Consider the following 22,348-nt stretch of genomic DNA (forward strand, 5'->3'; position numbering starts at 1 on the left):
CGGGGCCAGCACCCGGCTCCCGCTCGGCACGTCCCTCACCACCAGCGCCTGGGCGCCGATCACGCAGTCGTCGCCGACGGTCACCGGGCCGAGCACGGTGGCGTTCGCGCCGATCACGACCCGGTCGCCGACCCGCGGATGGCGCCGCTCGCCCACCGGCCGCCCCACGTCGTGCCACCAGCCGGTGGAGCCCAGGGTCACCTGGTGGAAGAGGGTGACGTCGTCGCCGACGACCGCGGTCTCGCCGATCACCACCCCGGCGCCGTGGTCGACGAAGAAGCCCCGGCCGATCCGCGCCCCGGGATGGATCTCCACCCCGCCGGACACCACCCGGGCCGCGTTCGACAGCAGCCGCGCGGTCCGGCGCAGCCCCCGGCGGTGCAGCCGGTGCGCGACCCGGTAGCCCCACACGGCGGGCAGCGCCGGATGCAGCAGGGCCTCGCCGCGGCTGAGCACCGACGGGTCCCGCCCCCTGATGGTGTCGAGGTCGGCGACCGCCGCCCGCAGCCAGCCGGGCGCCGCGGGGCGCCTCACCGGCGCTCCTCCGCCGTCGCCCCGGCGTCGGCCACCACCGCGCCGGCGGGCCCGGCCACCTCGGGCGCGCGCCGCAACTGGCCCAGGCGGTTCTCCGCGTACCCCATGCCGATCAGCACGATCACCCCGCCGACCAGCAGGTTCCAGGACACCGTCTCGCCCAGCGCGATCGCGCCGATCAGGACGGCGGCCACCGGCACCACGTAGTTGACGGCCGAGGCGTTGGTCGCGCCGATGTCGTTGATGAGCCGGAAGTACAGGACGTAGGCGAGTCCCGTGCTGAACAGGCCGAGGAAGAGGATGCTGAGGGTCACCTTGCCGGTGAAGTGCATCGGGTGCCACGCCATGAACGGCAGGACGACGGCCATCAGCACGGCGGCGGCGAGGAGTTGGGACGCGGCGGCGGCCAGCGGGGCCAGCGCGCGCGGGCTGAGGAACTTCCGCACGTACACGTACCCGGTGGCGTAGCTGAGCGCGGCGCCGAAGCAGGCCGCCCGCCCGGAGAGGGAACCGGTGGCGTCCGACCAGGGCCCGATCACCACGACCACCCCGACGAAGCCGAGGACCAGGCCGATCGTCCTGCGGGCGGTGGCCCGCTCGGCGGGCAGCGCGGCCGTGGCGATCCCCAGGGTGAGCAGCGGGGTCGCCCCGACCAGCACCCCCGCGAGACCCGCCCCGGTGCTGCGCTCGCCGTAGGACAGCAGCAGGAAGGGCAGCACGTTGCCGAAGAGGGCGGCGGCGGCCACATGCCCCCACAGGCCGGGTCCCGTGGGCAGCGGCACCCGGCGCAGCGCGGCCAGGGCGAGCAGCACGGCGGTGCCCAACAGCAGCCTGGCCAGCACCAGCTGACCGGGTGTCAGACCGTGCAGGGACGCCTTGATGAAGGTGAAACTGGAGCCCCACAGGGCGGCTTGGAGCAGGAATCGTGCGACGGTCGCGTTCTTCACAGGAGGTGTCCTTCGATGGGTGAGCGGTGCGGGCGCGGTCCGGCCGCGGTCGGGGGTCAGTAGGCCGGGGATTTCACGAGGAGGTCGGCCCGGCCGACGATCTGCGGCGCGTGGACCCGGTCCTCCCAGTCCTCGGCGGGGACCGGTTCCAGGGCGATGGACACGGCGCCCTCCCCGACCCCGAAGGCGGCGGTCACCGCCTCGGTGACGGCGGCGACGAACGCGGCTCTGCGCTCCTCGCCGAGGTCCTGGGGGAAGTGCTGGACGGTGATGTGCGGCATGCGGGTTCTCCTTCGGAAGGGGGTCAGTGCTCGTGCAGCCTGCGGATGGCGTCGGCCAGCTCCCGCACCCCTGGCTCGCGCAGCAGCCCGTAGTGGTCGGCGGCCAGGGAGACCGTCACCGGCGGGTGCGCCGACCAGCCGGTGACGCCCTCCAGGAAGGAGTAGTCGTCGCCGTCGGCCTTGAAGACGCGTACCGGGGCGGCGACTCGGCGCTCCAGCAGCTCGCCGAAGGTGTACTCGAAGCTGTAGGTCAGCCGGACGATGTCGGTGACGCGGCGCACCAGTTCGGGGCCCAGGTGCGGGCGGTGCCCGGTGACGAAGCGGACGAAGGCGTCCTGGTCCGTGGCGACCGCCAGGCACTCCGCCAGCTCCGGACCGGAGAGGGAGCCGGTGAAGACCGAGTGGAGGATCGTCAGGAACGCCGGGTCGCCCCACCGCGCCGACCGCCCGGGGGCCGCCCCGGCGGGGACGTCGGAGCGGGCGGCGACGCGCGGCGAGCCGGGCGCGATCAGGTTGAGGTGGTCGACCCGGTGCCCGGCAGACTCGAGCTGGTACGCCGTCTCGAAGGCCACCCGCGCCCCGAAGGAGTAGCCCCACAGCGTGTACGGGCCGTCCGGCTGGGTGCGCAGGATCAGCTCCGCGTCGGCGGCGGCCATCTCCCGGATCGTCGGATACGGGATCTCACCCGCGTTGACACCGTGCGCCTGGACTCCCACGAAGGGCCGGTCGCCGCCGAGTTCGGCGGCCAGGGCGCGCAGGTTCATCGGGTACCCGCCCAACCCGGGCCAGCAGTAGACGGGCCGCCCGCCGGGGACCTCCGGGGTCCGCAGCGGCACCAGCCGGGTCGGCGCCGTCCGCCCGGCGTCCCGGCCCGCGCGGTCCTCGTCCAGCGCGCGGGCCAGCGTCTCGACCGTCGGGGACGCGAAGACCACCTGGAGCGGCAGCGCCGTGCCGAACAGCGTGTTGAGCCGGTTGACCAGCGCCACCGCGACCAGCGAGTTGCCGCCGCTCTCGAAGAAGTCGTCGAGCACCGACGCCTCCTCGCGGTGCAGGAGGGTCTTCCAGAGCGCGGCAACCCGCTCCTCGGTGGCCGTGCGCGGCGCGGTGAACGGCCGGTCGGCGAGGCGGACGGCGCCCGGGTCCAGGCGCTCCAGCGCGCGCACGTCGATCTTGCCGTTCGGGGTCAGCGGCAGGGCGTCCAGCACGGTCACCCGGTTGGGCACCATGTAGTCCGGCAGGAAGGCGGCCAGGTCGTCCCTGACCATCTCGGCGGGGCCGCGCATGTGCACGGCGTCCTCCCGCATCCCCTCGCTGCGGCGCTGCGCGTCGCTGACCCGCCCGCCGACGGAGAAGTACGAAGGACCCGTCGGCCGCCCCGCCGCCGTGAGGATCCGCTCGATGCGCCGGGCGGACGGCAGCGGGTTGCCGCTCTCGGAGCTGTACCCGGACGACATGAACCCGAGCCCCAGGTCGTTGAGCTGGAGGCGCTGGAGCTCCCGGCCGAGCGCCACGTACCGCAGCCATCCCCGGCCGGCCGGGCTGACCAGGCTGATGCCGAGCGCGGCCCGGTCGTAGACCTCCTGGTTGATCGCGATGACGTCCCTCTTGAGCACCAGCTCCGCCGCGACCGGGACCAACTCGCCCTCCCGGTGGGCGTACTGACCGGCGGGCAGACCGAGGACCCCGCCCGGACGGGCCTGCACATAGGTGTCGGGCACCGGGGTGTCCCGCAGGTCGCTGTCGAGCCGGACCAGCCGGAAGCTGCCCAGGTAGAAGTCCTCCTCGGGGAGGGCGAGACGGTCGCGGACCGCCGGGTCCCAGCCGTCCGGCACGACCCGCAGCCCGTGCCGGGGCAGCACCTCGTCGAAGAGGCCGAGCAGATGCCCGGTCTCGATCTCCAGGACCTCCTGGATGTTGTTGCGGTACACCGGCTCGATCGCCCGCCGCCGCCCGGTGAAGTGCAGCCGGACGCCCGGCCGCCCGGTGGCGGCCCGCGCGGCGAGCAGGACCAGCCGGTGCTCGACGGGGTGGTAGTAGGAGAACCCGGTGGGCAGACCCGCGATCCCCTCGTGCTCCAGGTGCAGTTGGGTCGCGTACAGCGAACCGGGCGAGGCGTAGCCGTACTTGGGCAGCAGCCGCTCGGTGCTGCGGAACTGCCCGAAGTGGCGCAGCAGATGCCCCCACGCCGCCAGGTCGAGGTCCTCGGGATCGCGCGGGGCTGCGGCGTCCGGCACCCGGCGGGCCAGCAGCGCGAGGACGTCGTCCCGGCCGACGGGACCGCCCTCGAAGAACCGGTAGGTCTTGCGCCCGAAGACCAACGCCCGCTGACGCGCGTCGGGTTCGGCGCCGGGCAGCGCCGTCGCCGGTCTCCCGCGCAGCTCGTCGGGGCCGCGCACCCCCGCGTCGGAGAGCTGCGCCCGCACCTGGAGCTTGCCCGCCTTCGAGCGGTGATGGGCGCCGTGGTTGCCCTGGTCCATCAACGCGGCCTCGGCCGGGTCGAGTTCGATGAACGACAGCAGGTTCTGATGCCCGGTCGCGGGATCGTCGGCCACCACCACGGCGGCCTTGCGGACCCAGTGGTGCGTCTCCACGCGCAGCCGCACCTCGTCCAGCTCGACCCGGTAACCGCGCAGCTTCACCTGGGTGTCGGCCCGGCCCGCGTACTGCACGCTGCCGTCGGTGTTGCCGTAGGCGAGGTCCCCGGTGCGGTAGAGCCAGCCGCCGCGACCGCCCGCCGCGTACGGGCTGTGCACGAACCGGTCGGCGGTCAGGTCGGGGCGCAGCAGGTAGCCCCGGGTGAGCTGCGCGCCGCCGACGTACAGCTCGCCGATCTCCCCGGCCGTCACCGGGGTGCGGCGCTCGTCCAGGATCAGGTACTCGGTGTTGGCGGCCGGGGTGCCGATCGAGACCGCGCGCGGGCCCTCCCGCAGGGCCGCCGGATCGACCGTGTGGGACGAGGAGTTGATGGTGCACTCGGTCGGCCCGTAGAGGTTGACGAGCGAGACGTGGGGGAGCGCCTCGGTGCAGCGCAGCGCCAGATCGCGGGAGAGGACCTCGCCCCCGCTGAAGATCTGTTCCAGGGACGCGAACAGGGCGGGTTCCGCCGTGTCCAGGAGCGCCTGGAGCAGGGTCGGCACGCACTGGAGAGTGGTGATCCGGTGCCGCGCTATGTGGGCGGCGATGCGGTCGGGGTCGCGGTGCAGCCCGGGCTCGCCCAGCACGACGGTGGCGCCGCAGGCGGGCGCGAGCAGCTCCCACTGGGCCGCGTCGAAGCTGGTGGGCGTCTTCTGCAGCACCCGGCGGCGGCCGTCGATGCCGTGCCGGTCGTGCAGCCAGCGCAACTGGTTGGCCAGCGACCGGTGTTCGATCATCACGCCCTTGGGCTGTCCGGTGCTGCCCGAGGTGTAGATGACGTAGGCGAGGTGGTGCGGCTTCGGACCGTCCTCCGGGACGTCGGACGGCGGACCGCCGACGGCGTGGGCCCGCGCGTCGTCGAGGGTGATCAGCCGGGTCGACGGCGGCGCGAGGTCCCGCAGCCGCTCGCGCAGCTCGGGCTGGACGAGGACGACGGAGGCACGGGAGTCCTCGATCATGAAGCGCAGGCGCTCGGGCGGGTAGTCGGGGGAGAGCGACAGATAGGCGCTGCCCGCCCGCAGGATGCCCCAGGTGCCGACGGCGAGGTCCCAGGAGGGCCCGGCGAACACGCCGATCCGGTCGTCGGCCGAGGCACCGAGACGGCGCAGGTGGGCGGCCACGACCGCGCTCTCCTCGTCGAGCCGGCGGTAGGTGTACGTCGTGTCCCCGTGCACGACGGCGACGCCGTCCGGGTGCGAGCGCACCCGCTCCGCCAGCAGGCCGGGGATCGTCTCACCGGTGGGGGCGGTCGGGATGCGGACGTCTTCGAGTTGCGTGGTGGGCATGGTCCCGGCTTTCGGTGTGAAGGGAACGCGGACGGCGTCAGGCGCGGCTCCGTGGCGGATCACCGGTGCCGTGGATTCCGGTCGCCGCGGCCGGCGGCGGTGCGGAAAAGGCGGACACGCGGTGCGTCAGAAAACAAAGGGGCGAGTGGCGGCGGTGCGTCACCGGAATACCGGGTTCCGTCCGCGGTGCTGCTTTCTCCGGGGTCGGGAAAAGGGTCGGTCCGTCTTCGGCGACGAGCCCGAGACGGATCGAAAGTGGCTGGATTCAATTCCCTGTGAATCCTGCCCGCGGGGTCCACTTGTTTTCAACTGCTCCCGGACGTCATCATGTTGCAGGCAGCAAACTGCAAGGGGGGCAAAGTGGGCACAGTGGGGCCGACCGGTGCGCAGAGAGCGGAAACAGGGATCGGTGCGGAACATCTGCGCGTCTACAAGTGGGCGCTCTCGCGGGAATATGTTTCGGTCTCGGAAACCGCGGATGTACTGGGTTTAACCGAGCGCGAGGCCGGACAGGCCGTCGCGCATCTGGAACGCGCCCACCTGATGGAGAAACACGACGAGCGGGACGCGTCCTCGGACACGCCCCGCGAATCCGCCGGGGAAAACCGCTGGCGGATCGTCAATCCGCAGATCGCCGCGTCCCGACTGGCCGCCACCGAATCACGGCTGCGGCAGACCGTCGTCGCGCTGGGGGAGTCACGGCGCGAGCTGGACGACCTCTTCGGTCTCTATTCCGCGCGCGACGGCGGGGGAACGCCCCGGCATTCCGTCGAGGTGTTCGCCGGGCGGAGCGCTGTGGCGGCACTGGTCGACCGGGCGGCCCTCGACTGCGCGCGGGAGGCGGTCAGTTGCCGCCCCGAGGGTCCGCCGCCCGGCGAGTGGGCCGCGTCGGAGGCGGCCCGCGACCTCGCCCTGCTCGCCCGCGGGGTGCGGCTGCGGGTGCTCTACCGGCACTCCGCCCGGCACCACCCGCCGCTGCGCGCGCACCTCGAACGGCTCGTGGCGGCCGGGGCCGAGGTGCGCACCGCCCCCGAACCCTTCGGATTCCTCACCGCTTTCGACCGCTCCGTCGGATTCGTCCCGCACCACACGCTCCCCGACGGCGCCGCCGTGATCAGGGACCCCTCCACCCTCGCCTTCCTGCACCGCGTCTTCGACCAGAGCTGGGAGGTCGCGGTGCCCTTCGACGGACCGCCCGGCGCGGCGGTGCAGTGCGAGCAGCACGACGCCATCCTGCGGCTGCTCAGCGAGGGCGCCCGCGACGAGACGATCGCCCGCCGCCTCGGCATGTCGCTGCGCACCTGCCGCCGGCACATCGCGGAGGCGTTCAAGGAGATGGGGGCGCAGAGCCGTTTCCAGGCCGGGTACCTCACCGGACGCGGCGGCCGGGCGGGTTGACGCTGCGAACCGCCCGGCCGCCGAGGCTCAGGAATTGCTGAGCGGCAGTCCGGGCGGATTCACCTCCGACGATTCGACCGCCTCGTTGGAGAGATTCCAGGCGGACAGCCAGGTCGCGTACTGGCCGTGCTCGATGAGGTAATTGATGGCCTCGGCGATCGGCTTCACCAGTCCGTTGCCCGCCTTCGTGGTGCCGGCGATCAGACCCTGGAGAGTTCCGCCCGCGCCGGAGAACTTGCCCGCGTTCCTGGTCGGATTCGGTGACGACGCGGACTGGGTGACGTGGTAGGAGATCGACGGGTTGGGAGCGAAGAACGCGTCGATCTTCCCTCCGGCGAGCGCCAGATAGGTGCTGTTGTTGTCCGGATAGCGCTTGACGGTCAGCTTCTTTCCCTCGCCCTGGAGCTTCTTCTGCCAGGCGAGGAGAATCTTCTCCTGATTGGTCCCGGCGCCCACCGCGACGGTCTTTCCGGCCAGCGCCTCGTAGTCCCCGGAGAAGTCCCACTTGGTGCTCTTCAGGACCTCGAAGGCGAGGTTGTCCTGCCGGTAGGAGGCGAAGTCGTACTTCTTCTTCCGCTCCTCGGTGATGGTGATGTTCGTGAAACCCACGTCGGTCTTGCCGCTGTCGATCCCGACGAACAGGTTCTCCCACGTCGAATTCCGCAGCTCCGGCCGGAGCCCGAGAACGGCCGCGACCAGGCGACCGAAGTCCGGCTCCACCCCGGTCAGGGTCTTCTGGTCGTCCCCGATGTAGTTCAGCGGGGTCGACCCCGACGGCAGCGCCCCGATCCCGATCACCAGCGTGCCCCGCTCGCGCACCGACGCGGGCAGCTTCGCCCGGATGGCCGCGACCGGCGCGACCTTGATCGCCGTCTCCTTCGCGGCGCCGTTGGAGCTGCGCCCGACGGTCACCGACCGGGACGACTGCGCGGCCGCGTCCGAGGTGTCGGCGGAGCTGTCACCGCCGCACGCGGCCAGGGACGACGCGAGGGCGAGGACGGCGGTCCCGGCGGCGACACCGCGCAGGAACGCGCGGGACGGGCGCGGGCGGCCTGCGACCCGCTGGATGAGTGTGCGCATGACTGTCCTTGAGGAGCGAGGTACGTCCCGGGCGGCTGCGCCGGGCGGTGGGAAGGAGGGGGGAACGCGCGAGGCGGAGAAGGCGAGCGGGCGCGACGGTGTGCGGAGCGTGGGGGAGGGGCGCAGTGGAGCGCTGGTGCGTGGGGACGCCGTCGAGCGCGGACGCCCCGGCGGCGGAGCCGGGGCGCGGACGACGGAAGGCCGAGGACGGAGGGAGGAGAACGGAGGGCGGTGCCACGGACGGCACGGGCGTGCCGGACCGAGCCGGGCCCCGCGCCTGTTCCCGCGTTCAGCCGGGGACGGCGGTGCCGGGCGCCAGGCTCCGACGCGTCAGAACCGGACGCCCGTACACCGGACGGCCTTACGCCAGGCGCCCGTAGACCGGACGTCGGTACACCCGGCGCTCGTAGACCGGGAGTTGGTACACCCGGCGCCCGCGCAACCGGCGTCCCCGCGCCTGCGGTTGGGGCGACCGGAGTCCGTACGCGGGACGTCCGTACCGAGGGCGGGCGCACGCGGGACGTCCGTACAGAGGGCGTGCGCACGCGGGACGTCCGTACAGAGGGCGTGCGCACGCGGGGTGTCCGTACACCGGGCGGCGTCGGTGTCGGCGTGCGGGGGCCGGACGCGGGCGCCGGGGAGTGTCGCGGCTCGGGGGCCGCGGCGCAGCGGCGCGGGCGTCCCGGATGCGGCGAGGTCGTCGGCGGACGACGGGGCGTACGACCTGACGTACGAGGGGCCGCGGCGCCGTGCGGGCGCCCCGGATGCTGCCGCGAACATGTGCCCCCCGTCCGTCCGCCCCCTCGGGCCTCGGATGCCTGGTCGAACATCTGCCCGCCGGACGGGGCAGCGCGGCAAAACTGACATGCCCGGAAGGCCAAGTCAACGCCGCCGGCGGCTCCCGCCGGGTCGCCCCGGGATTGTTCACGGTGGTGCAACATCGACGCAGCAAAAGCGAGTTGGCCGTCACAGTCGGCCGGACGGGGGAGCGGTCATGGCGGAGGTTCCCGAGTGGTTCTGGGAGGTCCTCGACACCACCCGCCCCAGTCTCCTGGCCCTGGAGCGGTGGCTCGGGGACCAGCCCGGGACGGTCCTGGTGGAGTTCGCGCGGGCGTACCTGGAGGCGGCGGAGGCGCTGGCCGACTACGCGCAGGGCGTGGTCGTCGACGGGTTCGTCTGGTCCGAGGACAGCACCGAGGACCTCTGCCTGTGGGTGGTGGGCCAGGGCCGGGACCTCTGGCACGCGGTGGTCGCCGGTGAGCTGACCCTCGCGGAGACCGCCGGGGCCTACCTGGGCCGCCCCTCCCCGCTGAGCGGCGCCGTGACGCCCTGGGACCAGGCCGTCGCGCACCCGGGGCACCGGGGCTCCCAGTCCCCGGACGCGCTCGTCCACGCCGTCCACCGCACCCGCTTCGCGGCCGACCTCCACGGACTGCTCTGACGACGGGGGCGCGCGGAACGTGCGTGCGCCCCGCGCGAAAGAAGGCATGGCCGAATACCAGGCACGGCGTCAATTTGAGCGATGTTTTTTCACCTGAACGAGAGCTTCCCATGGGGTGGTTTGAGCAGATTAGCCGTCGATACCCTCTAACCGATTCTCGGGAAGACATGCGGACCTGGAGGAACCCGTGGGTGAATTGCTGGACTGGAAATACGAAAGGCTGTTCTCCTTGCTGGACGCCAACGGAGACGGTGTCATCGCCCAGGACGACTTCACGCTGATGGCGGGCCGCGTCCTCGAAGCCACCGGGGAGCGCCGCACCGCCAAGGGCGAGGCCTACACGGGCGCGATGATGAACTACTGGCAGTCCCTGCGGCAGTCCGCCGACGCCGACGGCAACGGACGCGTCGACAAGGACGAGTTCCGGCAGGCCCTGCGCCGGGTCAGCGTCGACTTCGACACCCTCATCGGCCCCCTCTACCAGGCCGGTTTCCGCCTCGCCGACCGCGACGGCGACGGCCTCGTGGCCCGGCAGGAGTTCACCACCGTCCTCGTCGCCATCGGGGTCCCCGCCACCCAGGCCGAATCCGCCTTCGACGGCCTCGCCGACCAGGACGGCCGCCTGACCGAGAGCAGACTCATGCACGCCGCCGGGGTCTTCTACCGCGACGAGGACCCGGCGAATTCCGCGAGCCATCTCCTTTTCGGAGCACCGTGATCTCCACCGCGGCGGTGGAGATAGCGCGCACGGAAGGAGACCTCCACACCGACGACATGCCCCTTCTCCCCGATCCCGCCCTGGCATCCCGGCTCACCGACGTCCTCTTCGCCGGGCGGTTCGACGAACTCCACCGCCCGTGGACGGAACTCCTGCGCCGGGAGGTCTTCCGGTACCGCGACGGCCTCTCCCAGGAAGCGCGCTCCGAACTCGCCTACGAGCGGCTGCGGATCGTCAACCGGGACATCGAGTCGGTCGAGGACCTGGTGACCGACACCAGCCGTCTGGTGGCGCTGCACGAATGGCTCGGCGTGGTCGACGGCTCGCTCACCACGCTGGCCACCGTCCACTACAACCTGTTCCTCGGCAGCCTCCTCGGGCTCGACCCGCTGGGCAAGGTCGACCGCACCCCCTTCACCACGCTGGACCAGTACGGCACCGTCCTCATCACCGAACTCGGCTACGGCAACAACGCGGCCCGCCTGGAGACCACCGCCACCCACCACCCCGAGTCCGACACCTTCGTGCTGACCACCCCCTCGCGGGACGCCCAGAAGTTCATGCCGAACACCGGGCCCGTCGGCGGCGACAAGTCCGGCCTGGTCGCCGCCCGCCTCGTCGCGCGCGGCCAGGACCACGGCGTCTTCCTCTTCCTGGTCCCGCTGCGCGACGAACGCGGCCCGCTCCCGGGCATCCGGATACGCCCCCTCTCCCAGACGCCCGGCTCCGCGGTCGACCACGCCATCACCTCCTTCGACCACGTGCGCCTCGACCGCACGGCGCTGCTCACCGGCGACCACGCGGATCTCGACCCCGACGGCACCTTCCACAGCGCGATCCGCAACCGCCGCCAGCGGTTCCTGCGCTCCATCCACCGCGTCACCACCGGCAAGCTCTGCCTCGCCGCGGCCGCGCTCTCCGGGGCCCGCGCCACCCTCACCATCGCCGTGCGCCACGCCCACCGGCGGCACACCTCCGCCCCCGGCAGCCACAGCCACGTCCCGGTCTTCGCCCACCGCGGCCACCAGAGCAGACTGCTCGCCGCCACCGCCCGCGCCTACGCGGCGACGCTCCTGATGCGGGAGGTCGTCCGGCGCCGCTCGGACCCGAACGACCCGCGGCCCACCGAGACCGAGGTGCTCGTCCCGATCGTCAAGGGCTGGGCCACCTGGCAGGCCAGGGACATCGTCACCGAGTGCCGGGAGCGCTGCGGCGCCCAGGGACTGCTCTCGGCCAACCGGATCGTCGACCTGCTCACCCCGATCGAGGGGGCCATCACCGCCGAGGGCGACAACCTCGTCATCTGGACGAAGGCCGCCGCCGACCTGCTCACCGGACGCGGCTACGAACCGCCCCGGCCGCCCCCGGCCGGTCCGGTCGACCCCGCCGACCCGGAGGCCGTCCTCGACCTGCTCGTCCACCACGAGCTGACCTGCCTCGCGCGGGCCGGCGACCGCCTCGCCGAACCCGCCGACGACCCGCTGGAACGCTGGAACCACGCCGTCGACCCGGCCCTCGAACTCGTCGAGGCGCATGTCACGCGGCGCGCGGCCGAATCGTTCCTCGCGGCGTCCAGGCGCCCCGCCGACCCGGCCACCCGCGCCCTCCTCGCCCAGACGCTGCACCTTTTCGCGCTGGAGATCCTCACCCCGCACACCGGACCGCTGCTGGCCGACGGCCACCTCACCGCCGACGCTGTGCGCGCGCTGCCCCGCACCGTCGAGCGCCTGCGCACCCGGCTCGCCCCGCACGCCCTCACCCTGGTCGAGGCGTTCGCCGTCCCCGACACGATTCTGGAGGCCCCGATAGCGACCGACCGCTACGCCAGGACCTACGACGACCCGCACGGCCCGTGGCAGTCGAAGCCGAGTGAGTGAGCCCGGTCCCCGACGCCCAGCAGGAGCACCGCCGCCCATGAGCATCGCGTTCACCCGGGAGCCCGCCTGGGACCCCCGCCTCTTCCCCCCGGCCAGCCGCGCCCCGCGCCCCGTGCAGACCGCGCGGATGCTGATGGACCCGCAGGGGTACGCGCGGTCGCTGCGCCGCCGCCTCGGGCCCGTCTTCTCGCTGCGTACGTTCCCCTACCGGGGCGCCCTGGTCTGCGCGGCCGACGCCGCCACCAACCGCGCGGTCCTCACCGACCACGAGCGGTTCACCGGCGGCGACGCGACGGCCCTGCTCGCGCCCGCCGTCGGCAGCGGCTCGCTGATCTGCACGCCCCCGCCCCGGCACCTGACCCACCGCAGGCTGCTGCTGCCGCCCTTCCACGGCACCCGGATCGCCGGGTGGACGCAGCGGGTGCGCGACCTCGTCAGGCGGGAGCTGTCCGACCTGGTCACCGGGGAAGCCGTGCCGGTCCGCCCCTGGGCGCAGCGGCTGACGCTCGACGTGATCCTGAACGTCGTCTTCGGCCTGACCGACCCGGTGCGCACGGCGGCCTTCCGGCGGGCGCTCAACGCCTTCGTCGGCATGGACAACCTCGCCGTGCTGTTCCTGCCCGAGCCCCTGCGCCGCGACCTCGGACCGCTCTCCCCCGGCGGGCGCTTCCACCGGCTGCGCGCGGCCGTGCGGGACCTGACGCGCCGGGAGATCGCCGACCGCCGCGCCCGGCCGGGCGGCCCCGGCGGCGACGACGTGCTGTCCACGCTCCTGGAGGAGCGCGACGAGCACGGCGCGGCCCTGGGCGACACGCAGATCCTGGACGAGCTGACCGGCCTGGTGCTCGCCGGGTACGAGACGACGGCGACCACCATCGCCTGGACCCTCCATCTGCTCGCCCACCACCCCGCCGCCCGCGACGACCTGATGGCCGACCTCGACGCGGGCTCGGACCGGGTCCTGAAGGCCGCCGTCAAGGAGTCGGGACGGCTGCGGCCCGCCGTGTACAACGCGATGCGCACCGCCGCCCGCGACACCGAGCTGGGCGGGCGGCCGGTGCCGCGCCACGCGTTCGTCGCCGCGCTCTTCCCGCTCACCCACCTCGACCCGGCCCTGTGGCCCGAGCCGGACGCGTTCCGTCCCGGACGCCATCTGGAGGCCGCCGCGCCGCCCTACACGCTGACGCCGTTCGGCGGCGGGCTGCGGCGCTGCATCGGGGTGTCCCTCGCCCAGTTGGAGATCGAGATCGTGCTCACCGAGATCCTCGCGGCGGCCGTCCCCGAACCGGCGGGCCCCGAGGAACGGGCCCGCCTCCTGTCGGTCACCCTCGTCCCCGCGCGCGGCGGCCGGGTCCGCTTCCGACGGCGGTGACAGGGGGCGGTCCGGCGGCCTAACCGGGCCCCGCCGTAAGGTGATCGGTCGTCCGGTCCGCCAACGTGCCTGCGCAGGGCGGGGGTTGTCAGCGCACCGGGTCCTGGTCCTCGGGCGGCAGCACGGTGTGCCCCTCCGACCAGTGGTTCACCCAGCCGCAATGACCGCAGGCGTAGCGCCCGTTGATGCCCGAGATGCCGCTGCCGCACCGCCTGCACTCGGTGTGCGTGATCTCCTGCCCGGCGAGGAACTCCGCTGCCGCCACCGCCTGTTCGGGGGTCGGGCGGTTGTGCTGTGGATGCCTGCTCATTGCTCCGACTCTAGGGCCTGTCCGCCCGTTCCCGCCCGCCGCGCGCACTCCGGCCCCGTGCGGCCGCCGGGCGGGCGGAGGTCCGGTCACCGGGACAGCGCGGTGATCCCGTCGAGGATGAGGTCGATCCCGGCGGCGAACTCCGCCCGGTCGTCGTGGTCCCGCACCTGCCCGGCGACGCTCCGGGTGAACGCGTACTCGGCCGGGTCGAGCGCGCTCCAGGCGTCGGCGACACCGCCCAGGTGCGCCGCGCGGTCCGTGCCGGGCGCGGCCCTGCGGGTGTTGGCCGCGTTCTGGCCCGCCACCCCGAGGATGTAGTTCAGCAGCGTGGACGCCGCGGTGAACCAGGCGGACTCCGGCACCCCGAGCGCCCGGACCTGCCGTCCCACGCGCTCGAAGAGCGGCAGTGTCGGCGCGTGCGACTCCGTGCTCACGAGGTGCGCGCCGACCCAGGGGTGGACGTCGAGCGCGTCGAAGACACCGAGCGCCAGGGTCCGCACCGCGTCCCGCGGCGAGGCTCCGGGGTCCTCGGCGAGCGCCGTGCCGAGGACGGCGTCGGTGGCGGCGGCCAGCAGTTCGCCCTTGCCGGTGACGTGCCAGTAGATCGCTCCGGGACCGGTCGCGAGGCGTTCGGCCAGCGCGCGGAAGGTGAGCCCGCTCTCGCCCGCCGTGTCGAGCAGCTCGACGGCGGCCGTGACGATGCGCTCCCGGGAGAGCGGTTCCTGCCGTCGCTCCGGACGGCGCGCGCTGCTTGCCATGCGGCCATGCTACCCCGTCCTGGAACGACGTTCCAGCTTGACAATGCATGGAACGGCGTTCCATGGTGGTGATACTGGAACGGTGTTCCAGGGAAATCGCCGGATGCGCCCGGAGCGCGGCGGCGACAGGGACACCGGACCGCACCGTCCGCGTACACGCACCCAGGAGGCAGGGACCATGCACACTCCGGTCACGATCATCGGCGCCGGGCTCGGAGGACTGACGCTCGCCCGCGTGCTCCACGTCCACGGCATCCCCGTGACGGTCCACGAGGCGGAGGCGTCGCCCACGGCCCGCGCCCAGGGCGGCCTGCTCGACATCCACGAGCACAACGGGCAGCGCGCGCTGCGGGCGGCCGGGCTGTACGAGGAGTTCCTCGGCATCGTCCACCAGGGCGCCCAGGCCTCCCGGATCGCCGACAAGGACGGCACCGTCCTGCTCGACGAGCCCGACGACGGCACCGGCGGACGCCCCGAGGTGCCGCGCGCCGCCCTGCGGCGGATGCTCGTCGACGCGCTGCCCGAGGGCACCGTCCGGTGGGGCCGCAAGGTCACCGGCGCCCGGTCGCTCGGCGGCGGACGGCACGAGGTGACGTTCGCCGACGGGACGACCGTCACCACCGGCCTGCTCGTCGGCGCGGACGGCGCCTGGTCGCGCGTCCGCCCGCTGCTCTCCGACGCGGTGCCCGCCTACATCGGCAGGTCCATGATCGAGACCTACCTCTACGACGTGGACACCCGCCACCCCGAGAGCGCCCGCGTCGTCGGCGACGGCTCCTTCTCCGCGCTCGCCCCCGGCCGGGGCATCTCCGCCCACCGCGAGCCGGACGGCGTCCTGCACACCTACGTCACCGTCGACAAGGAGCGCGCGTGGCTGGACGCCATCGACTTCACCGACGCCGAGGCGGCCAGGGCCGCGGTCGCCGCAGAGTTCCCCGGCTGGGCCCCGGGGCTCACCGCGCTGCTCACCGACGGCGAGAGCGCCCCGGTGCCCCGCACCGTCAACACCCTCCCGGACGACCACCGTTGGGACCGGGTCCCCGGGGTCACCCTCGTCGGCGACGCCGCCCACCTGATGCCCCCGTCCGGCGAGGGGGCCAACCTCGCCATGTACGACGGCGCCGAACTCGGCCTCGCCCTCGCCGCCCACCCGGACGACACCGAGGCCGCGCTCGCCGTCTACGAGGAGGCCCTGTTCCCGCGCAGCGCCGCCGCGGCCGTCGAGGCGCGGCACGTCCAGTGGCTGTGCCACGGCGAGGACGCCCCGCACAGCCTCGTCGCCTTCTTCACCGGCGCGGACCCGGCCGCCTGACGGAACGGCCGGGCGAGCGGCGACGGGCGGGGACGGGCGGGGACGCCGGAGCACCCGAGGGGGCGGGTGCGGGCGAGGGAATGGGGGCGGGCGAGTGCGCCGGAACGCGCGAGGGGCGCCGGGCGGCCCCGGAACCGGTCGCCCCACGCCCCTTCCGCGGCACTTCCCGTGCGGACCGGGAGGCGCCCCGCCGCCGGTCACTCCCGGGCGGCGACCTCCTCGGCCGGCCGGTCGAGCGCCGATCCGCGCGGCCCGTACAGACAGCCCGCCACCAGCGCGGCGAACGGGATGAGGGCCAGGATCACGCTCAGCACCAGGCCGCCGCCCGTGACGAGGGTGAAGTTGACCAGGACCAGCCACATCCCGGCCAGCAGCCCGATCACCGCGAGCACCGGCGCGATCCGGGTCTGCCAGAGACGGCCCCCGACCGTCTCGGGACGGCGCGCGAAGAACACCAGCACCGCGACCGACGTGATCAGCATCAGCACGACCATGCCGACCGTCGCGATGCCCGCCATCGAGCCGAACACCCCGACCAGCGGGTCGAGTCCGAGCAGCGCGCAGCCGACCACCAGGACCAGCGCGGTCAGGCTCTGGAGCACGGACGACGCCGACGGCGAACGGTGCCGGGCGTGCACCGTGCCCAGCCGGGACGGCAGCAGCCCCTGGCGGGAGAGCGTGAACGTGTAGCGCGCGATCACGTTGTGGAAGGAGAGCACGCACGCGAAGAGGCTGCTCAGCAGCAGCACCTGCATCACGTCGCGCAGCGTCGTGCCGACGTACGCCTGCGCGGTGTCCATCAGCATGTTGCCCTCGCCGTCCACGGTCCGCTGCGCCACGGCCGACGCCTCCCCGGTACCGGCCGCCAGGACCAGGGCCCAGCAGGACAGCGTGTAGAAACCGCCGATGATCAGCACGGCCAGATAGGTGGCCCGCGGGATCGTGCGCTCGGGGTCGCGGGCCTCGTCGCGGAAGACGGCCGTCGCCTCGAACCCGATGAACCCGGTCAGCGCGAACAGCACGGCGATGCCCAGCGGACCCGAGAACGCCGCGTGCGGGGTGAACGGCTCGGCGGTGATGCCGTGCGCGCCGCCGCGGGCGAAGACGACCGCGTCCAGCACCACGACCACGGCGATCTCCAGCACCAGCGCCACGCCGAGCACCTTGGAACTCAGCTCGATGTGCCGGTAGCCGAGGAAGGCGACGACGGCGACCGCGCCCAGCGCCCACACCCACCACGGCAGCGTGCCCATCCCGAAGGAGCCCAGCGCGTCGTTGAAGGCCCAGCCGAGATACCCGTACACCCCGACCTGGATCGCGGTGTAGGCGACGAGCGCGACGGCCGCCGTCCCCACCCCCGCCCGCTCCCCGAGCCCCCGGGTCGCGTAGGCGTAGAAGGCACCGGCCTGCGGGACGTGCGGTGTCATGGTGACGAACCCGACGGCGAAGACCAGCAGGATCAGCGACGCGAGCGCGAAGCCGACCGGGGCGCCCGCGCCGGGGCCCCCGGCGATGGCGAGCGGCACGTTGCCGCCGACCACGGTCAGCGGCGCCGCGGCCGCGATCACCATGAACACGATGGACCCGGTGCCCAGACGGCCCGCGAGCCGCGGGGACGACTGCTGCGGAACGGGCTGCGGCTGAGAGACGGAATCGGTCACCATGAGCGGTCCTCGGGAGCGGGGGAGAGGGGAACGTACAGCTCGGGACGGCGGTCGTCGAGATAGGGGTTGGCGGCGCGGGCTGCGGCCACCGTCTTCGGGTCGACGTCGCCGAGGACGAGGCGGGTGCCGTGCTCGGCCCGGTCCAGGACCTCGCCCGACGGCGCGACGACGCAACTGCGCCCCACATAGGTGAGGGAGCCCTCGACGCCGACGTGGTTGACGTAGGCGAGGTAGACCTGGTTCTCCCAGGCCCGCACCCGCAGCACGTGGTCGGCGACGAACGCGAACGGCTCCATCTGCGCGGTGGGGACGGCGACGAGGTCGGCCCCGGCCGCCGCCGCGGCCCGCACGGTCTCCGGGAACTCGACGTCGTAGCAGATCAGCAGGGCGATGCGCAGGCCGCCGAAGTCGACCAGGGTGGCCGCCCGGTCGCCCGCGGTGAAGTAGCGGCGGTCCAGCGCGCCGAAGAGGTGGCTCTTGCGGTGCCTGCCCAGCACCTCCCCGCCGGGGCCGACGAAGAACGCGCTGTTGTAGTACGCGCCGTCCTCGTGCTCGGGGAGGCCGACGACCAGCGCGAGGCCGTGGCGCGCGGCCAGCTCCCTGACCGGGGAGAGCAGGTCGGTGCGGGCCAGCTCGCGCACCAGGTCGCCGATGTCGTAGCCGGTGAGGAACAGCTCGGTGGTGACGAGCAGCTCGGCTCCCTCGGCACGGGCCCGCGCGCAGGCCGCGTCCAGCTCGCGCAGGTTGGCTTCGACGTCGCCGGGTGTGCCGGCGGTCTGCAGTCCGGAGATCTTCATCAGTGCCTTCGGATCGTACGGAGCGGGGGCGAATCCCGGCCATCAAAACATGCTCACTTTGAGCAGGTAAAGAGTTCGGGGTGATCCGTCTCACCGGCACCACGGGTACGCGCACACCTCACCGGGCGCCCGCCGGGCGCCAGTACGCTGACCGGATGGAACCCGAGGCCCCCGCCGCCGCGGCACACCCGCTCAGCAGCGACCCCCTGACGGCGATCCGGCGCACCAGCGCCCTGGACACCGTCCGGGCGCGGATATCCCTCGCCGTCGACCTGGGCCTGCTCGCGCCCGGCGAGCGCCTGCCGAACGTTCGGGCCACCGCCAGCGCCCTCGGCGTCGGGGAGATCACCGTCCGCCGGGCCTTCGGCGCGCTGGAGCGCGAGGGCGTCGTCCACCGCAGGCCCGGCCGCAACGGCGGCACGTTCATCGCCGACCGGCCCCGCCACCACACCGTCGCGGAGACCGCCGCCTACCGCGAGGACAGCGCCCGGGTGCGCCGCCTCATCGACGAACGGACCGTCCTGGAGGCGGGTTTCGGCCACTTCGCGGCGCTCCGTGTCGACGGCGGCACGCTCGCCGGCCTCGACCGCGCGATCGCCGCCATGGACGACGCGACCACCTGGGCGGAGTTCCACGCCGCCGACCGGGGCTTCCACTCCACCGTCGTGCGCGGCGCGGGGCTGCCGGACGCCTGCGCGATGTACGAGCAGGTCACCGGGGAGCTGTACCGCTACTTCCTGCCCTACTCCATGGACTACCTGCGGGTCAGCAACCAGGAGCACAAGGACATCAGGGCCGCGCTCGCCGCCCAGGACGGGCCCCTCGCCGCCCGGCTGCTCAGCGCGCACGCGGCCGAGCTGCACCGGACCATGTACATGGGCCTCAGCGACCGCGCCGAGGACCGCTGACGGTTCTCACCGCCGGGACCTGACCCCGGGTCGGCAGGCGTCCACCGCCCCGGGACCGCCCGACGCTAGTCCCCGCTGTCGGACGAGCCGCCGCCGACGCTCCGACGGCTCCTCCTGCGGGCGCCGCGCAGCAGTTCACCGGCGGAGAGCGTCACCGCCGCCACCACCCGCGCCCACCGGGGCCCGCCCCGGTCGGCCCACACCACGCACACGCATCCACCGGCGACCAGCGCCACGACCACGAGCAATACGACGAAGACCACGGTTCCCCCTACCTGTCCGTCCGCACGGTCACGATGATCGTCTCATGGGCGGGGGACGACCTGACCCGGCGGGACGGCGGCCGGTTCCCGCCCGCGCGGCCCGGCTCACTCGTCGACGGCCGCCCCGAAGTGCGCGTCGGCGCCCGGCGCGGCCAGCGACCCTCCGCCGTAGGCCCACGAACCGGTGGCCACCACGCCCCGCGAGGTCGCGGGCAGCAGCCAGGCCACCCCGTCGCCGGTGTTCTCGCCGGGCGCCGTGGCCAGCAGCTCGCTGCGGCCGTCGCGGTCGGAGTCGACCAGCCTGACCTGCCCGCCGAACCGGTCGTCCCGCTCCACGGTGCCCGGGACGTTCGCGGTCCCCTGGTTGAAGGAGACCGCGCCGGTCGCCGTCAGCCCGTGCGCGGTGCCGCGCAGCACCGTCACGCACCCCGCGTCCCGGACCGTCCCGATGTCCTCGCCTGGCACCCCGACGGCCAGGTCGGCGAAGCCGTCGCCGTCGACGTCGGCCAGCGACACATCGGCCCCGAACCCGTCGCCCAGCTCCGCCGTGCCCGGCACCCCGGGCCGGTCCTGCCCCCACACCTGGTCCGGGGTGCCGAGTTCGTCGTGGTCCAGGAAGCCGCGCGGGCCGCCCAGGTAGACGAGGACGGTCCCGCCGGTGAGCGGCTCGTAGACGTCCTCGGGGCGGTCGGGCCTGCCGTGGACGAGGTCGTCGTAGCCGTCGCCGTCGATGTCCCCCGAGGCGGTGGCAGGGCCGCCGGGCAGGTCCCGCGCGTACCTGAGCCCGGTGGCCCCGCCGCTGTAGACCGCCGAGCGCCCGGTGCCGTCCTCTTCAAGACTGCGCCCGGACACCACCAGGTCGGCATAGCCGTCGGCGTCGTAGTCGCCCGTGGTCAGCGACGCCGGTTCGATCCGTTCGCCGCCCGGGGCGACGGCGGTGTCGACGCGGCCCGTCGGCCTCAGCGCACCGGCGCCGTAGGTGAACAGGTCCGCGCCCCGCACGTCGGCGACCGCGAGCACGTCGGCGGGCGTGGCGCCGGTCAGCCGCGCCGCCGCCACGGCCAGCCCGAACCTGGCGTCCGCCGTGGGCACGGCCGCCCCGAAGGTGACGCTGCGGGCCGCGCTCAGCCCGGTGCGCGACCCGAACAGGACGGTTACCCGGCCCGCGTCGCGCACCGTGCCGACGTCCTCGCCGGGCGCGGCCACGATCGCGTCGTCGTAGCCGTCGCCGTCGAGATCCCCGGTGGCCACGGCGGCGCCGAAGCCGTCACCGGCCTCGGCGGTCCCGGGGACTCCGGGGGTGTCCTGGCCGAAGACCGCCGTGCGCCCGGCGCGCGCGCCGGTGGCCGTCCCGATGCCGCGCGCGGACCCGTACTGGACGGTGACGTACCCCGACCCCTTGCGGGAACCGTCGGTTCCGGTCGGGGCGCCGATCAGGACGTCGTCGTAGCCGTCGCCGTCGAAGTCGCTGTTGCGGTCGACGGCGCGGGTCCCGCCCGGTGTGCCCGCCCAGGCGCCGGGCGCCGCGGTGAGCGTCGCGCCCGCCAGGATCAGGAAGGAGGCCGCGGCGACGGCGAACTGTCTCTGTGTCATGGTCCGTTTCCCCAGAAGTCGCTCATGTGTTCCCTGTGCCGGATTGGACCTGCGAGAGCGGACAAGAGTTGTAGCCGCCCACCTGGACTCCGGAGAACACGCGCCCGCCCGCACGGTGTCGCACGTCCGGGGGCGCGGTGGATCGACCGCCGGAAGCTCCTCCCGGGACGACCGCGGATCACCGAAGCCGTGGATCCCGCGCGCGATATGTGAATTTCGGCCACCTCCGACTGCTTCATGTCATTGGTCGGCAATCAGCCTTCGTGGCCCCCGTCTTCCCGCTACACAGGAGGTCCGGGACGGCGCGCTTCGTCCCGGGCGGCGTGTCCGTACGGTTCGGGGGAGGTCTGGACGCTTGCTGACCATCGACGGGACAGTGCCCAACTGCCGTGCCGGAGGCGGCCGATGAGCGTCCCGCGCACCCGGGGCGGCCGGCCTCCGCGCGCACGGCAGCCGGTCCGACGACGCGGCACGGCCCGCCGCCCGGCCCGCGGGCCCGTCAGGCGCAGGCGGCGGGCGGAGGACCGTCTGATCGGCGGGTTCCTCGGCGCGGTGGTGGCCGTCGCCGGGGTCCTGGTCGTCGTCGACTGGCTGCTGACCCACCGCTGGGTCCTCGTGGTCGTCGTCGCGGTGGCCGTGACGGCGGGCGCCGCCCTGCACCACCGCAGACGGCAGCGGGCCCGCTGGGAGGCGGTCCGGATGCGCGGCCTGCGCTACGAGCTGACCCGCCTGGACGGCCTGCACCACACCCGGTTCGAGGACGCCGTGGGGGAGTTGATGCGCCGGGACGGCTGCGCGGACGCCGTCCGGGTCGGCGGCCGGGGCGATCTGGGCGCCGACGTGAAGGCCACCGACCCCTTCGGGCGGCGCTGGGTCATCCAGTGCAAGCACCGGCGCGACGGCCTGGCGGGCTCCGCCGTCGGCACCCCCGACCTCCAGGTCCTCAACGGCACCGCCCGTCAGGTCCACGGCGCGGACATCGCGGTGATCGTGACCAACGGGCGGGTCACCGCACCGGCCGCGGCCTTCGCCCGGCAGCAGCGGCTGCACGTCGTCGACCGGCACACCCTGGGAGCGTGGGCGTCGGGCGGCCGCCCGCTGTGGGACCTGCTGCGCTCCCTCCCGGCCCCGCGCGGGCCGCACGGCGGACGACCCTGAGCGGGCCACGGCGCCCG

The 22,348-nt window shown here is 73.8% G+C and carries 19 protein-coding genes; 8 read left to right on the forward strand and 11 right to left on the reverse strand.

Annotated features, from left to right (window positions below; translation table 11 throughout):
• The 4 genes from epsC to GA0115242_RS42345 all read right to left on the reverse strand — a co-directional run.
• Positions 1–534 (reverse strand): serine O-acetyltransferase EpsC (epsC, locus tag GA0115242_RS26025; RefSeq protein WP_370672320.1); only part of this gene is annotated, 534 nt, incomplete at its 3' end.
• Positions 531–1,481, reverse strand: a complete 951-nt coding sequence (locus GA0115242_RS26030) for a DMT family transporter (RefSeq protein WP_093832556.1) — start codon at positions 1,479–1,481, stop codon at positions 531–533. The genes epsC and GA0115242_RS26030, both read right to left, overlap by 4 nt.
• A gap of 56 nt (positions 1,482–1,537) precedes the next feature.
• Complete coding sequence (locus GA0115242_RS41895) at positions 1,538–1,762, reverse strand: tautomerase family protein (RefSeq protein WP_237549315.1); 225 nt, start codon at positions 1,760–1,762, stop codon at positions 1,538–1,540.
• A 23-nt stretch (positions 1,763–1,785) separates the two neighbouring features.
• On the reverse strand, positions 1,786–5,682 hold the full coding sequence (locus GA0115242_RS42345) for a non-ribosomal peptide synthetase family protein (protein WP_272925333.1): 3,897 nt from the start codon (positions 5,680–5,682) through the stop codon (positions 1,786–1,788).
• A 543-nt stretch (positions 5,683–6,225) separates the two neighbouring features.
• On the opposite strand from GA0115242_RS42345, the gene GA0115242_RS26040 reads away from it, so the two are divergent.
• Entirely contained in the window at positions 6,226–7,080 is an 855-nt protein-coding gene (locus GA0115242_RS26040) for a helix-turn-helix transcriptional regulator (RefSeq protein ID WP_107461483.1), read from the forward strand.
• 27 nt (positions 7,081–7,107) lie between these two features.
• Here the strand turns inward: GA0115242_RS26040 and GA0115242_RS26045 are convergent, their stop codons facing one another.
• Positions 7,108–8,160: a transporter substrate-binding domain-containing protein gene (locus GA0115242_RS26045; RefSeq protein WP_093832560.1), complete on the reverse strand. Its 1,053-nt coding sequence runs from the start codon at positions 8,158–8,160 to the stop codon at positions 7,108–7,110.
• A gap of 994 nt (positions 8,161–9,154) precedes the next feature.
• On the opposite strand from GA0115242_RS26045, the gene GA0115242_RS26050 reads away from it, so the two are divergent.
• From GA0115242_RS26050 to GA0115242_RS26065, 4 genes are all read left to right on the forward strand, one after another.
• Positions 9,155–9,601, forward strand: coding sequence for a hypothetical protein (locus GA0115242_RS26050; RefSeq protein WP_093832562.1), 447 nt, complete (start codon positions 9,155–9,157; stop codon positions 9,599–9,601).
• A gap of 187 nt (positions 9,602–9,788) precedes the next feature.
• Positions 9,789–10,319, forward strand: coding sequence for an EF-hand domain-containing protein (locus tag GA0115242_RS26055; protein ID WP_093832564.1), 531 nt, complete (start codon positions 9,789–9,791; stop codon positions 10,317–10,319).
• Complete coding sequence (locus GA0115242_RS26060) at positions 10,316–12,196, forward strand: acyl-CoA dehydrogenase family protein (RefSeq protein ID WP_256089747.1); 1,881 nt, start codon at positions 10,316–10,318, stop codon at positions 12,194–12,196. Before GA0115242_RS26055 ends, GA0115242_RS26060 begins: the two co-directional genes overlap by 4 nt.
• A gap of 37 nt (positions 12,197–12,233) precedes the next feature.
• Entirely contained in the window at positions 12,234–13,568 is a 1,335-nt protein-coding gene (locus tag GA0115242_RS26065) for a cytochrome P450 (protein ID WP_093832566.1), read from the forward strand.
• An 88-nt stretch (positions 13,569–13,656) separates the two neighbouring features.
• Here GA0115242_RS26065 and GA0115242_RS26070 read toward each other — a convergent pair whose 3' ends face one another.
• The gene (locus GA0115242_RS26070) at positions 13,657–13,878 is read right to left on the reverse strand and encodes a hypothetical protein (protein ID WP_093832568.1); all 222 of its coding nucleotides are present in this window, start codon (positions 13,876–13,878) and stop codon (positions 13,657–13,659) included.
• A gap of 86 nt (positions 13,879–13,964) precedes the next feature.
• Positions 13,965–14,636, reverse strand: coding sequence for a TetR/AcrR family transcriptional regulator (locus tag GA0115242_RS26075; RefSeq protein ID WP_093832570.1), 672 nt, complete (start codon positions 14,634–14,636; stop codon positions 13,965–13,967).
• 178 nt (positions 14,637–14,814) lie between these two features.
• Between GA0115242_RS26075 and GA0115242_RS26080 the strand changes: the two genes are divergently transcribed.
• Positions 14,815–15,948, forward strand: a complete 1,134-nt coding sequence (locus GA0115242_RS26080; RefSeq protein ID WP_093832572.1) for an FAD-dependent oxidoreductase — start codon at positions 14,815–14,817, stop codon at positions 15,946–15,948.
• 197 nt (positions 15,949–16,145) lie between these two features.
• Here GA0115242_RS26080 and GA0115242_RS26085 read toward each other — a convergent pair whose 3' ends face one another.
• Together GA0115242_RS26085 and GA0115242_RS26090 are read right to left on the reverse strand one after the other, a co-directional pair.
• Complete coding sequence (locus GA0115242_RS26085) at positions 16,146–17,612, reverse strand: APC family permease (protein WP_093832574.1); 1,467 nt, start codon at positions 17,610–17,612, stop codon at positions 16,146–16,148.
• Positions 17,606–18,409, reverse strand: coding sequence for a carbon-nitrogen hydrolase family protein (locus tag GA0115242_RS26090; RefSeq protein ID WP_093832576.1), 804 nt, complete (start codon positions 18,407–18,409; stop codon positions 17,606–17,608). The genes GA0115242_RS26085 and GA0115242_RS26090 overlap by 7 nt, the downstream gene beginning before the upstream one ends.
• 155 nt (positions 18,410–18,564) lie before the next feature.
• Between GA0115242_RS26090 and GA0115242_RS26095 the strand changes: the two genes are divergently transcribed.
• Positions 18,565–19,317 carry a FadR/GntR family transcriptional regulator gene (locus tag GA0115242_RS26095; RefSeq protein ID WP_093832579.1) on the forward strand — a complete coding sequence of 251 codons (753 nt, stop codon included), beginning with the start codon at positions 18,565–18,567 and terminating at the stop codon, positions 19,315–19,317.
• A gap of 65 nt (positions 19,318–19,382) precedes the next feature.
• On the opposite strand, the gene GA0115242_RS26100 is transcribed toward GA0115242_RS26095, so the two are convergent.
• On the reverse strand, positions 19,383–19,580 hold the full coding sequence (locus GA0115242_RS26100) for a hypothetical protein (protein WP_093832581.1): 198 nt from the start codon (positions 19,578–19,580) through the stop codon (positions 19,383–19,385).
• A 105-nt stretch (positions 19,581–19,685) separates the two neighbouring features.
• On the reverse strand, positions 19,686–21,173 hold the full coding sequence (locus GA0115242_RS26105) for an FG-GAP repeat protein (protein ID WP_093832583.1): 1,488 nt from the start codon (positions 21,171–21,173) through the stop codon (positions 19,686–19,688).
• 405 nt (positions 21,174–21,578) lie between these two features.
• Between GA0115242_RS26105 and GA0115242_RS26110 the strand changes: the two genes are divergently transcribed.
• Positions 21,579–22,331: a restriction endonuclease gene (locus GA0115242_RS26110; RefSeq protein ID WP_093832585.1), complete on the forward strand. Its 753-nt coding sequence runs from the start codon at positions 21,579–21,581 to the stop codon at positions 22,329–22,331.
• The last annotated feature ends 17 nt before the right edge of the window (positions 22,332–22,348 follow it).

Source organism: Streptomyces sp. SolWspMP-5a-2 (genome assembly GCF_900091845.1).
In the GTDB taxonomy this organism is placed as follows: domain Bacteria; phylum Actinomycetota; class Actinomycetes; order Streptomycetales; family Streptomycetaceae; genus Streptomyces; species Streptomyces doudnae.

Coding starts and splice junctions, on each gene's coding strand:
- GA0115242_RS41895 (WP_237549315.1), bottom strand. CDS start 1,762: ATGCCGCACATCACCGTCCAGCACTTCCCCCAGGACCTCGGCGAGGAG.
- GA0115242_RS42345 (WP_272925333.1), bottom strand. CDS start 5,682: ATGCCCACCACGCAACTCGAAGACGTCCGCATCCCGACCGCCCCCACC.
- GA0115242_RS26040 (WP_107461483.1), top strand. CDS start 6,226: ATGGAGAAACACGACGAGCGGGACGCGTCCTCGGACACGCCCCGCGAA.
- GA0115242_RS26045 (WP_093832560.1), bottom strand. CDS start 8,160: ATGCGCACACTCATCCAGCGGGTCGCAGGCCGCCCGCGCCCGTCCCGC.
- GA0115242_RS26050 (WP_093832562.1), top strand. CDS start 9,155: ATGGCGGAGGTTCCCGAGTGGTTCTGGGAGGTCCTCGACACCACCCGC.
- GA0115242_RS26065 (WP_093832566.1), top strand. CDS start 12,234: ATGAGCATCGCGTTCACCCGGGAGCCCGCCTGGGACCCCCGCCTCTTC.
- GA0115242_RS26070 (WP_093832568.1), bottom strand. CDS start 13,878: ATGAGCAGGCATCCACAGCACAACCGCCCGACCCCCGAACAGGCGGTG.
- GA0115242_RS26075 (WP_093832570.1), bottom strand. CDS start 14,636: ATGGCAAGCAGCGCGCGCCGTCCGGAGCGACGGCAGGAACCGCTCTCC.
- GA0115242_RS26080 (WP_093832572.1), top strand. CDS start 14,815: ATGCACACTCCGGTCACGATCATCGGCGCCGGGCTCGGAGGACTGACG.
- GA0115242_RS26085 (WP_093832574.1), bottom strand. CDS start 17,612: ATGGTGACCGATTCCGTCTCTCAGCCGCAGCCCGTTCCGCAGCAGTCG.
- GA0115242_RS26090 (WP_093832576.1), bottom strand. CDS start 18,409: ATGAAGATCTCCGGACTGCAGACCGCCGGCACACCCGGCGACGTCGAA.
- GA0115242_RS26095 (WP_093832579.1), top strand. CDS start 18,565: ATGGAACCCGAGGCCCCCGCCGCCGCGGCACACCCGCTCAGCAGCGAC.
- GA0115242_RS26105 (WP_093832583.1), bottom strand. CDS start 21,173: ATGACACAGAGACAGTTCGCCGTCGCCGCGGCCTCCTTCCTGATCCTG.
- GA0115242_RS26110 (WP_093832585.1), top strand. CDS start 21,579: ATGAGCGTCCCGCGCACCCGGGGCGGCCGGCCTCCGCGCGCACGGCAG.